Here is a 12,359-nt window from a genome sequence, read left to right as displayed (position 1 = left end):
TAGCACCTGCTCAACCAAAACCTCAGTATCAGGCCTTGGTATGAGGGTATGTTTATTGACTTTAAAGTCCAGTGACCAAAACTCTTGATGACCTGTCAAATACGCAAGCGGTATACCTTGGCGCATCTGAGTCACGCCAGCATCAAACTGCGCGCGCTCACTATCTGTCAGCTCGTAGTTATCATCGGTGAACAAAAATGATCTTGGTTGATTAAGCACATGCAAAAGCCAATCGGTTATCCAAAAGGGGGGCATCGATCTATCGACAGTGTCATCGCTTGGAGTAATTTTGATATCTAAATCACTCTTTAGCACGCCATATGCTAGCTGCTGACTTCGCTGCTTGATTTGCCCTACCGTCATTTTTTGTACTTTGGACACTACAGATCCTTATCCTTTATAAAACTTCATCACTAGTTTATTCTGTTGCACGCGGCGACTCATTGGTATCCGTTAGCGTAGGGTTAGCCTTTGCCAATGACGGTTTGCCGCCTTCAGAGTCATCGCCATAGATATCATCGTTGTCACCAATGACAATATGCTTATCAACCAAGTAAATAAGTAGCAGAATAGGAATACCAATAGCAAAGGTAAACATAAAGAAGAAAGGATAGCCCATAGAATCGACGATACCGCCAGAGTAACCACCTAACACTTTGGGCAATAAAGTCATGAGTGATGAGAATATAGCATACTGTACGGCAGTGAATTTAATAGACGTGAGCGCTGATAAAAAGGCGATAAATACCGCACTAGCAAACCCTGCGGCTAGATTGTCTAATATTACCGCAAAATACATGTACTCGAGGCTTCCTGGATGATAAGTGAGCAGCACAAACAGTAAATTGGTAATACTGGCCAGTATCGCCCCTAACATCATCACATGCATCATGCGCATTTTTTGCGCTAGTATTCCGCCCAAAAACCCACCAGCAAGCGCCATAAGCACTCCAACGAGTTTGACTGCGTTGGCAATCTCAACTTTGGTAAAGCCCATGTCTTGATAAAAGACGTTGGAGATGACTCCTGCCACGATATCAGAGATACGGTAAAGACCGATAAGGGCAAGTAGTAATATGGCCTGTTTGCCGTAGCGCTTAAAGAAATCGGCAATAGGATTGACCCACATTTTTGTTGCGATCTCTTTTTTGGCAAGGCCTACTTTAATCAAAGCATAGCCAACTACCGCTGCTACCGCTAAGCTGCCAAGTAAGGTTACGGTTTCGATAACGAAGCTTAGTAGCACGCTCTCAGTCTCTGCAAATAGGTTGCCGATAACCACAAATGCCCCGACAAAACCTACAACGGTAATGACAAAAAGTAGAACGATACGCAAATAGTCACTGCCATTTTCAACAAGCAATGAGACCTTGTTCGCAATCTTGGGTTGATTAAACACAAAGAAAATAAGCAGTAGCGGCGCGCAGGCGACCAAAGCTAAGAAGTAAAGATTGACCGCAGGCAAGATCGCTGAGGGTATTAAAGTGATATCAGCGTTCAAAAAATTATTATAGATAATTTTGATTAAACTAAGCAGACCGTATATCGACCCTGGTATGATCAACAAAGCGGCATAGATAAAAAAGAGCTTAAGGTTTAGTTTTTGTTTATTGGTCTGCAAAATTTCAGCGATGGGCTCATAGCCTGCAAAGGTCGTCAAAATACCAATAGACATGACCGCTGCCATCACATAGTAGGTATTACGCCAAGCCTCATAACTATAAAACGCCTCTGTTGAGCCAAAGTAGTCTGCTAAATAGAGCGCGCCTGCCCCTGCTACGATCATACCGATGCGATAGCCTGCCACATACATCGCCGCAAGCGTAGGTTGCAATTCTGGCGGCGCAAGCTCGATACGGTAGGCATCAATGACAATATCTTGCGTAGCTGATGAAAACCCTAATAATACCGCTGCCGCTGCCATAAACCAAAGTGCTTCATCACTAATAGGGTTAAAGCTTGCCATCAAGAGTATTGCTATGACAATTAAGAGCTGTGAGACCACAATCCAAGCCCTACGCCTACCCAGCCATTTGGTCAATAGTGGTATGGGCAGCGCATCAATCAGCGGCGCCCAAATGAACTTGAACGAATAACCCAGCGCCGCCCAACTAAACATAGTTACCACGCCGCGCTCGATACCTGCCTCGCGTAGCCATAATGAGAGACTTGAGAAGATTAGCAAGATAGGAATACCTGCCGAAAACCCCAAAAATAATATGATAATAGCGCGAGGGTCAAGATAGGCTTTGGTAGCGTCACCCCATGATTTTTTGGCGACTAAGTTATTGGGCGGCGTAGCTCGGACAGCGGACATAGTGACTCACTAAACTTAAGACGATAATAACAACTGCGCACAATTTTTATCAATCGGCATTTTTAAGATCGATAAAAATTGTTAACCGTTGTACCAAGTTGCCAGACTTATGGCAAAATTGAATTATGGTACTTGAGAACCTAGGCATTGACTAGACTTTGTACAGATATTTTTTACTAAACTAATGGTATAGACGTCTATAGCTTTTTAAACTGTATATAGTCTATCTCAGCCGTAATTCTATGTATCCAAAACTTGCTTAACTATAGATTTATCAAACTATAGAAGTATCAAATTGGCAGCTGTGTAATAGCCTACATACTATTGAGCTTAAATCAAAAGTTAGGGCGAATAAGCACTTTAAAATAAGTACTTAAAATAGAATGAAAATTTAGGAAAACAGACACTATGATTTATTATTTAAAACATGATGTTATTTTATATATGTTTTATTAATGACTAGCTCTAATATATGCTTTATCCATAGCTGATAAGACAAACCAAACTAAGGAGCACCACTATGTCAGACGCCAAACAACCAAACCCGCCAAGCAACACCACGTACGACAAAGGCGACGGTTTAGGCCCAACTATTCACAATCAGAACATTGATGAATCACACGAGCCGCAGCGGCCAAGCATGGGTGGCTGCCCTGTTATGCATCAAGCACACACCACGCAAGCGTCTGCAGCAACCGATTGGTGGCCTAATGCGTTAAATCTCGATATTTTGCATCAGCAAGATCATAAGACTGATCCCATGGGTGCAGATTTTGATTATAGCGAGGCTTTTAAACAGCTTGATCTAGAAGCCGTTAAACAAGACCTAAAGGATCTTATGACGGACTCACAAGAATGGTGGCCTGCCGACTGGGGACATTATGGCGGCCTCATGATACGTATGGCGTGGCACTCTGCAGGAACTTATCGTCGCTCTGATGGTCGCGGCGGCTCCAACACGGGCAATCAGCGCTTTGCTCCACTCAATAGCTGGCCTGATAACGTCAACCTAGATAAGGCACGTCGTCTGCTTTGGCCGATCAAGAAAAAATATGGTAATAAGCTCTCTTGGGCGGATTTAATGATATTAGCAGGTAACATGGCTTATGAGTCTATGGGCTTTAAAACCTTGGGATTTGCGGGCGGACGCGCTGATATCTGGCATCCAGAAAAAGACATCTACTGGGGCTCTGAGCGTGAGTGGCTGGCGGCGACCAAAAATCGTTATGAAGAAGTTGAAGACCGTCACTCGCTTGAAAATCCACTAGGCGCGGTACAGATGGGTCTTATCTACGTCAATCCAGAAGGTGTCGATGGCAATCCTGACCCGCTAAAAACCGCGCAAGACATTCGTACCACTTTTGGTCGTATGTCGATGAACGATGAGGAAACAGTGGCGTTAACCGCAGGCGGTCATACTGTCGGTAAATGTCACGGCAATGGTGATGCAACCTTGTTAGAAGATGAGCCCGAAGGCGCTGGCATACAGGAGCAAGGTATGGGCTGGCGCAATCCAAAAGGTAGCGGTCATGGTATCGATACGGTCTCAAGTGGTATTGAGGGCGCGTGGACGACGCATCCGACGCGCTGGGATCATGAGTACTTTGAGCTGCTCTTTAACCATGAGTGGGCGCTGACCAAAAGCCCTGCTGGCGCGTGGCAGTGGGAGCCTATCGATATTAAAGAAGAAGACAAGCCCGTCGATGCACATGATCCCAATGTACGACGCAATCCGATGATGACGGACGCTGATATGGCGATGATTAAAGACCCTGAATATCGCAAAATCTCAGAGAATTTTCATAACAACCCTGAATACTTTGACGAAGTATTTGCCAAAGCTTGGTTTAAATTGACGCATCGTGATTTAGGTCCTAAATCTCGCTACTTAGGTGCTGATGTACCCGCAGAGGACTTTACGTGGCAAGACCCTATTCCTAAAGGTAATGCAGATTTAAGCGATAATGATATTACAGCGCTAAAGCATAAAATCTTAGAAAGTGGTATCGAGCATCGTGAGCTGATCATTACGGCATGGGATAGCGCACGCACCTTTAGAGGCTCAGACTATCGCGGCGGCGCAAATGGAGCGCGTATTCGCCTAGCTCCGCAAAAAGACTGGATGGGTAATGAGCCTGAGCAGTTAGCACGTGTCCTTGAGGCGTTAACGCAAATTCAGTCGGACTTCGATAAAGAGATTAGCATTGCAGATCTGATCGTGCTCGGCGGTAGTGCTGCGATTGAAAAAGCAGCGGCAGATGCAGGCGTTGAGATAGAAGTACCCTTTAATCCAGGTCGCGGCGACGCAACTGATGAGATGACTGAGGCCGAGAGCTTCTCTGATTTAGAGCCACTCCATGATGGCTATCGTAACTGGATCAAAGGTAGTCATCGAGTATCGCCTGAAGAGATGCTATTAGATCGCACCCAGCTTATGGGCTTGAGCGCACCTGAGATGGTCGTACTTATCGGCGGTATGCGTGTCCTCGACACCAACTACGAGCATAGCCAGCACGGCGTTTTTACCGAGCGCGCTGGAGTACTGAGCAATGATTTCTTCGTTAATTTAACAGACATGGACTATACTTGGCATCCTGTCAAAACCGACGATAATAACGCGCCAGCAGTATACGAAGTCCGCGAACGTGCAAGTGGTCAAGTTAAATGGCAGGCAAGCCGTGTCGATTTGGTATTTGGATCAAACTCCATACTTCGCGCTTATGCTGAGCTATACGCTCAAGACGATAATCTTGAGAAGTTCGTCCATGACTTTGTCAAAGCATGGAGCAAGGTTATGACTGCCGATCGTTTTGATTTAGCTCAGTAAGCTTAGTCTTAATTTAACATCCGTTTTAGTAAAAGCCATCTTATATAGGTGGCTTTTTTATGCTCTTTTTTTTATATTCCAAAATATCATAAATTCATGACCATTTATTATATACAAGAATAATAGCTTTGCTCTACACTAGCTTTTTGATACGTCTATAGCTGGTGGTGTGTACTTACCCCATCAGCTACTGTCATATGATACATGACTATTATTTGAGGATTAGGGTATGGCAATCGATATGGTGGTCAATCAGCGCCACTTACAAATTCAGCTCAAGCAATTAGAGACTGTATGGCATACCGTGATAAACGGCTACAATCTGAGCCAAGCGGCAACCGTACTACATACTAGCCAATCAAGTCTATCCAAACACATTGCCGCGCTTGAGAACCAGCTCAAAGCTGAAGTATTTGTGCGTCAAGGCAAACGCCTCACAGGGCTTACGCCGATGGGTACTGCTTTGCTGCCGCATATCGAAGCGATATTTGCTGAAATTCGCACTATTGAAAATCTCAGCCTCGATCATACCAATCCTAATATAGGGACACTGACCATCGCCACAACCCACACCCAAGCGCGTTATGTATTACCGCAGGTGGTCAAAGAGTTCAAAGAGCGCTTCCCTAAGGTAAATCTCATCCTTCAACAAGCGGACCCTGAGACTATCGCGCAAATGGTCATTCGCGGGCAGGCCGATATTGGTATCGCAACTGAGTCGCTACTGCATAATAACTATTTGCGCTGTCATCGCTATTACGACTGGACCCATCGTATTATCCTACCAAAAGACCATGAGCTGGCGGGTCTTGAGTCCATCGATCTGCCAACGCTGGCAAGCTACCCTATTGTGACTTATCATGGCGGCTTTACAGGACGCGGCGCTATCGATAAAACTTTTGAGGCGGCAGGACTTGAGCCTGATATCGTCCTTGCTGCGCTTGACGCAGATGTGATTAGCACTTATGTCGGATTGGGATTAGGTATTGGAATTATCGCTGAAATGGCGTTTGAGCCCAGCCATTATCAAAACCTAGTCGCCATTCCAGTCGATCATTTTGGGCGCTTTACCAGCTGGATGGCAGTACGTGACGATGCTGAAATTCGCCAATATGGCCGCGCTTTTATAGAGCTTTGTCAGCAGCAGTTCGATCACAAAGGGGTCGTTTAAATATCACTTTTTTGCTAAAGTTTCATAGATAAAAATATAGACCCGCGATAGACTCAGCTTAATCTGAATACTTCTATCGCGGGCTTGTTATTGATTAGCAATTATAGACAATAGCCGCATTATTAAGATTTGTTATCACAGCTCACTCTCACCTTTATATTTGACTCTCACGCCCCATTATAGTAGCTATCAAGCGTTTGAGGCTTTTTTATGCAGATTTAAAAAGACAATAAAAATAACACTGCTTAAAAGCTAAAAACGGTTTTTACACTCATAATGATAAGGTGATTTATGACCAATACTATTCCTATATCCTTCTTAGATCTAGCACCTGTACCGACTGGCGCTTCTACCGCTGACGGCATCGCCCAAACAGTAGAGATTGCGCAAACTGCTGAAGACATCGGTTTTAATCGCTACTGGATGGCGGAACACCACAATATGCCAGGTATTGCCAGTGCAGCGACCTCAGTACTCTTGTCCCACATCGGCAGCCAAACCAAGCGTATTCGTATTGGTGCTGGCGGCATTATGCTACCCAATCATGCGCCTTTAGTCGTCGCTGAGCAGTTCGGCACGCTACAAGCCTTGTACGGTGATCGTATTGATTTGGGACTTGGTCGTGCGCCCGGTACCGATGGCGCCACCTTTAAAGCATTAGGGCGTACAATGAATGATGCCGAGCGCTTCCCGCAAGAGGTACAAGAGCTGCTCTATCTACTAGGTAATGATAGTGATAATAGCCCCGTACAAGCCTTTCCTGGGGCGCGCTCCAATGTACCGATCTGGATACTAGGCTCATCCTTGTTTGGCGCAACGCTAGCCGCGCATCTGGGACTGCCTTATGTATTTGCATCACATTTTGCCCCGCAAGCGCTCACGCAAGCAATAGCGACTTACCGCGCGCAGTTTAAACCATCGAAATACTTGGATAAGCCCTATGTGATGCTGGCGGCTAATTTGCTGCTCGCTGATGATGAGGCTACCGCGCACTATCACTTTACCTCAGCGCAGCAGAGCTTTGTACGTTTGCGCCGCGGTGAGCGCGGACAGATGCCAAAACCCACTCATAGTATGGATGCCATCTGGAGCCCTGCTGAAAAGGTCATGGTCGATAGCGCTCTGTCAGTATCGTTCATCGGTAGCGTGGAGACGGTGCAGCCTAAACTCGCAGCATTCATCGCTCAGCATCAGCCAGATGAGCTGATCGTTACCGCCAATATCTATGATCAAGCGGCGCGTCTGCGTTCACTTGAACTTACACCTGAGCTAAACTTGTTTACTTTACAATCTATCGCTAGCCCTGCATAATTATTTTATAATTATTATAGGAAGAATAGAATGGAAGTCACTACCGTCATGGGTGCGTCTTTAATGATTGGCTCGTCAATATTTTTGTATATTGTTGCTTTGATCATCGTTTTAGCTTTTTTTGGTTATCTCACTTATCGTGTCAGTCCTAAAGGCAAAGCCCGCCGTGAAGAGAGACGTAATAGACGCAAGTAGCTGTCCTCTTAAATTAAAAAAACCTTCTATTTGAATAAGTAGAAGGTTTTTTTTGGCTTCCCTTTAACTTAAAAACGCTACATCAGTCCAAGCAGCCGCAGTACTGCCGCTCCAATAGCCATACCAAACATACCGACTACTGTCGTAAATGCCAAGATGTTTGCCGCCAAAATATCGTTGCCACCCATTGCTTTTGCCATCACATAACTAGCAGCAGCGGTAGGAGATGCTACCATAAGAAATAGCACACCCATATGTACACCTGATAGTCCAAAAGCTAAACCAACTAAAATAGCGATAATCGGTGCAATAATAATACGTCCGATACTTGCCTGCATAGACAAGCCTGAGGGATGCAGCATGGATTTTAGGTCGATGCTCGCGCCTGCGCATATAAGCGCTAAAGGCAGTGCGACTGCTGCAAGCAAATCTCCTGTCGTATGGATAACGCCTGCGATTGGCGGTAGTGGCAGAGCTTTATAAACAAAGGCAGCAAGTAGCGCTAAGATGAGCGGGTTGGTAAAGAGTTTTTTGACAATCATAATGGTGCGTGTTGTCCAAGTATCATCGACGCTTTTGGACACGCGGCTCAAGGTAATGACAGCTAAGATGTTAAATAATATCGTGACGATACCCATATAAACGGCACCGATACTCAAACCGATATTGCCATAAGCGTTGGCGACGGTTGCAAGACCAATAATCGCCATGTTGCTACGAAAGACCCCTTGTACAAAAACCCCTTGATCGGTCGGCGCACGAATAAAGCGTTTGGCGTAAATCTCGCTTCCAATAAATAAGATAAAGGTGACGATGATGCCTGCAATAATAAGAACAATTTGTTTCGAGTAATCCACCTCACTATCGACTACGCTAAAAAACAGTAGCGCAGGCAGACAGTAGTTGAAGACAAAATAAGAGCCTTGATCGATAAAGGTCTGACTGATCTCGCCGCGTTTTTGCATAAAAAAACCCAACCCCATCAAAAACAGGTTGGGCAGTACGATAGTAATGGCAAAGACAATAGCGTCAATCATAGACAGGCTCAAGTCAGCGGGACTTAAAATAGCAAAGATGGCAGGTGCTCAAAGCTCAAGCACCTTGTAGGTGACTTTTATGAGCCCAGCGCTGCTTTGGCTTTTTTCTGCTTTTTGACAGTCATAGCAAGTAGCTGAATCGCCGCTGGCGTAACCCCGCTGACGCGCCCTGCTTGCGCTAGTGTCGCAGGACGTACTTTGCTAAGCTTTTGCACGATCTCATTAGAGAGACCTGAGACCATGCTGTAATCAAAGTCAATGGGCAGCGCGGTATTCTCTAGGCGCTTCATCTGATCAATGTCGTCTTGCTGGCGATCGATGTAGCCTGCGTACTTGACTGATATCTCAATCTGTTCACCAACCAAGGTATCGACGTGCGAATCTGTAATCGCTGCAATATCAGCAAAATTTATTTGTGGACGTTTTAGCAAATCAAAAGCCGTCGCTTCTTTGGATAACACCTCGCCTGTTTGCTCAGCGACCTTTTGTCCTAAAGCATTGGTAGGGGTTGCCCACATGTCTTTTAGGCGCGCAGACTCAGTAGCAATGGCTTCCATTTTTTTCTCGTAGGCTTGCCAGCGTTCGTCATCCACCAAACCGAGCTTACGACCCGTCTCAGTCAAGCGTTGATCCGCATTATCTTCACGTAGTAATAAGCGATACTCGGCACGGCTGGTAAACATGCGATACGGCTCGGTGGTGCCATGAGTGATTAAATCATCGACGAGTACGCCAAGATACGCTTCATCGCGGCGCGGGGTCCAAGTATCATACTCACTATTGTTAGTGGTCACTAACGCCGCATTCGTTCCTGCGAGCAAACCCTGCACGCCTGCTTCTTCATAGCCTGTTGTACCGTTGATTTGACCAGCAAAATACAAGCGATCAATAGATTTGGTCTCAAGCGTTGGCTTTAGATTTTGTGGATCAAAATAATCGTACTCAATCGCATAGCCTGGACGGGTAATGTGTGCGTTTTCTAAGCCTTTCATACTATGAATAAACTCAAGCTGCACATCAAAGGGTAAGCTGGTTGAGATGCCATTTGGATACAATTCGTGCGTAGTCAGACCTTCTGGTTCAATAAAGATTTGATGACTGTCTTTATCCGCAAAGCGGTGAATCTTATCTTCAATCGATGGGCAATAACGTGGTCCCACGCCTTCGATTTTGCCTGAGAACATTGGTGAGCGATCGAGATTCTCGCGGATGATGTCATGGGTACGCGCATTGGTATGAGTAATATAGCAGTTGACTTGCTCAGGGTGCATTTGGACATCGCCCATATAGCTCATCACCGGAAGCGGTGTATCACCCGGCTGTACCGTCATCACACTAAAGTCCACCGTGCGCGCATCGATACGTGCGGGCGTGCCTGTCTTTAGGCGACCTACTGGCAGTTTGAGCTCACGCAAACGGTCTGCCAATTTAATAGAAGGCTGATCCCCTGCGCGTCCGCCTTTTGAATTCTCAAGCCCAATATGAATAACACCGCCCAAGAAGGTGCCCGAGGTCAGAATAACCGTCTCAGTCTTAAAGATAATACCAGTGGAGGTGACAACCGCCGTCGCGCGACCGTTCTCTACCAAAATATCATCAGCACCTTGTTGGAATAGATCCAGATTAGGCTGGTTCTCAAGCGTATGACGAATGGCAGCTTTGTACAAGATACGATCCGCTTGTGCGCGCGTGGCACGTACGGCAGCACCTTTACGACTGTTTAACACCCGAAACTGTATGCCAGCTTTATCCGTTGCAAGCGCCATAGCACCGCCCAACGCATCAATCTCACGCACTAGATGTGATTTACCGATACCGCCAATAGCAGGATTACAGCTCATCTGCCCAAGCGTCTCGATATTATGCGTGAGCAGCAAGGTCTGCGCGCCCATGCGAGCCGCCGCTAGTGCCGCTTCGGTACCAGCATGACCGCCACCGATCACGACCACATCGTAAGTTTTTGGGTATTGCATGCGTGCCTCGCTTGACAGATAACGTCAATAAAAAAAATAGTCGCTAATTATAACAATATTCGACGGTTAATAGCAGACCGTATTGTACAGTCATAGATAGGCACTGCTAGTCATTATCAACGCGGCGCGCAGGACTCAAGGGTACGATACGATCCGCCTGACCGCTGGCAAGCATATGCTGGCTGCCATAGCCTTCTGGATTAATCTGTAAGTACGCATTCATCTTACCAATCGCCTCGCCATCGTCGCTCGCTAGTATTCTAGCTTGAATCACCTCAACGGGTGGCAGCGGTAGGTTTTTGAGTAGTGCAAGTAGCAGATCGTTATCACCTTTATTAACGACTAATTCGATGAGCTGACGCGCGTCAATCGGTAGATCTGGCGTGTTCTGCGCTAGCAGTGCTAAATGATAAGCACCAGTCGGATCTTGATCGGCAACAACGCGCTGTTCGATTGCGATATAGGTCGCTTCAGTTGCCCCGCCTGCGACGCTTAACTGATGGATACATTTGAGCGCTGAATTTGGTTCATTCCCAGCCATATCAATGATGCGCGTTGATTCAGTTTTGAGATGCTCGCGGCGCTTTTCAATGGCAGCTTGCTCAGTGTTTTTTTGATTATTTAATTCTTGAGTTGTCATAAGTGTCTCTTATTATTTATATAAAAGTATTGCGCGCTTTTTTATCTTTTACGCTTTTTATCATGTCAGCTATATGGGACTAACGTCTATAAAAACAAGGGGTTATATAGACAATAAAAATCCCAAGCCATCTAGCTATAAGATGACTTGGGACTAAGTATCAAACGATATACAGTACCGATCTAAAACGGTTATATATTAAGCCGCTGGACTGTTTGCCTCTACCAAAGGCTTAAGCTCACCTGATTGGTACATTTGCAAGATAATATCTGAGCCGCCCATCAATTCACCATCGATCCATAATTGCGGAAACGTTGGCCAGTTCGCAACTTTTGGCAACGTTGCACGAATCTCTGGATTCTCTAAAATATTGACAAAAGCAAAAGGACGGCCAATCTGCGTCAATACTTCGATCGAGCGCGCTGAAAATCCGCACTGCGGGAACTGCGGCGTACCTTTCATATAGATAATGACTTTATTATCACGGATTTGATCGCGGATCAATTGTTCAACATCGTTTGCTGCGTTTGGGGTTTGCTCGCTCATAAAAGCTCCTAATGGTAAAAGGTTAAAATTTGATTGGATATCTGTGCTACATGGGGTGATCAAAGGTTTATTGCAAGCAATACTCAGTAATTGAGAGCCTGATGGTCTCATCTAAAGATGACGTACCCTATTGTATTAAGTACTTTCACTGGGCACCAATAATACCACGGCGCTTGCCATTATGCCCTCTTGGCGACCCGTAAATCCAAGCTTTTCGCTCGTAGTCGCTTTGACACTGATATTACTGATGTCAGTTTGTAAGTCGCTGGCGATATTAGCACGCATGGCTTCATTGTAAGGCGCGATTTTGGGTCGCTCGCACATAATGGTAATGTCCGCATT

At 45.7% G+C, this 12,359-nt stretch carries 10 protein-coding genes and 1 pseudogene; 4 read left to right on the top strand and 7 right to left on the bottom strand.

Annotated features, from left to right (window positions below; all coding sequences use genetic code 11):
• Positions 1 to 381: pseudogene (locus ACTXGO_RS04990) on the bottom strand (hypothetical protein); the annotation flags it as partial.
• Between the two features lie 37 nt (positions 382 to 418).
• Positions 419 to 2,317 carry an AmpG family muropeptide MFS transporter gene (locus ACTXGO_RS04985; RefSeq protein ID WP_443573537.1) on the bottom strand — a complete coding sequence of 633 codons (1,899 nt, stop codon included), beginning with the start codon at positions 2,315 to 2,317 and terminating at the stop codon, positions 419 to 421.
• A 640-nt stretch (positions 2,318 to 2,957) separates the two neighbouring features.
• Between ACTXGO_RS04985 and katG the strand changes: the two genes are divergently transcribed.
• From katG to ACTXGO_RS04965, 4 genes are all read left to right on the top strand, one after another.
• The gene (katG, locus tag ACTXGO_RS04980) at positions 2,958 to 5,144 is read left to right on the top strand and encodes a catalase/peroxidase HPI (RefSeq protein ID WP_443542344.1); all 2,187 of its coding nucleotides are present in this window, start codon (positions 2,958 to 2,960) and stop codon (positions 5,142 to 5,144) included.
• Positions 5,145 to 5,373: 229 nt separating this feature from the next.
• Positions 5,374 to 6,315: a LysR substrate-binding domain-containing protein gene (locus tag ACTXGO_RS04975; RefSeq protein WP_317198917.1), complete on the top strand. Its 942-nt coding sequence runs from the start codon at positions 5,374 to 5,376 to the stop codon at positions 6,313 to 6,315.
• A gap of 291 nt (positions 6,316 to 6,606) precedes the next feature.
• Positions 6,607 to 7,626: an LLM class flavin-dependent oxidoreductase gene (locus tag ACTXGO_RS04970; RefSeq protein ID WP_317198918.1), complete on the top strand. Its 1,020-nt coding sequence runs from the start codon at positions 6,607 to 6,609 to the stop codon at positions 7,624 to 7,626.
• Positions 7,627 to 7,656: 30 nt separating this feature from the next.
• On the top strand, positions 7,657 to 7,821 hold the full coding sequence (locus tag ACTXGO_RS04965; protein WP_317198919.1) for a hypothetical protein: 165 nt from the start codon (positions 7,657 to 7,659) through the stop codon (positions 7,819 to 7,821).
• 77 nt (positions 7,822 to 7,898) lie between these two features.
• Here ACTXGO_RS04965 and ACTXGO_RS04960 read toward each other — a convergent pair whose 3' ends face one another.
• The 5 genes from ACTXGO_RS04960 to ACTXGO_RS04940 all read right to left on the bottom strand — a co-directional run.
• Positions 7,899 to 8,858, bottom strand: a complete 960-nt coding sequence (locus tag ACTXGO_RS04960) for an AEC family transporter (protein ID WP_443542183.1) — start codon at positions 8,856 to 8,858, stop codon at positions 7,899 to 7,901.
• 77 nt (positions 8,859 to 8,935) lie between these two features.
• Positions 8,936 to 10,831: a tRNA uridine-5-carboxymethylaminomethyl(34) synthesis enzyme MnmG gene (gene mnmG, locus ACTXGO_RS04955; protein WP_443542182.1), complete on the bottom strand. Its 1,896-nt coding sequence runs from the start codon at positions 10,829 to 10,831 to the stop codon at positions 8,936 to 8,938.
• Between the two features lie 106 nt (positions 10,832 to 10,937).
• Positions 10,938 to 11,471 (bottom strand): hypothetical protein, encoded by a 534-nt coding sequence (locus ACTXGO_RS04950; protein WP_443573536.1) that lies wholly within the window; start codon positions 11,469 to 11,471, stop codon positions 10,938 to 10,940.
• A 198-nt stretch (positions 11,472 to 11,669) separates the two neighbouring features.
• Positions 11,670 to 12,017: a Grx4 family monothiol glutaredoxin gene (gene grxD, locus ACTXGO_RS04945; protein WP_317198923.1), complete on the bottom strand. Its 348-nt coding sequence runs from the start codon at positions 12,015 to 12,017 to the stop codon at positions 11,670 to 11,672.
• A 135-nt stretch (positions 12,018 to 12,152) separates the two neighbouring features.
• Positions 12,153 to 12,359 (bottom strand): 2-C-methyl-D-erythritol 2,4-cyclodiphosphate synthase (locus ACTXGO_RS04940; protein ID WP_443573534.1); only part of this gene is annotated, 207 nt, incomplete at its 5' end.

Source organism: Psychrobacter sp. T6-1 (assembly GCF_052258445.1).
The sequence above is the reverse complement of the archived record's forward strand: the minus strand, read 5'-3'. Positions and strand labels throughout refer to the sequence as shown.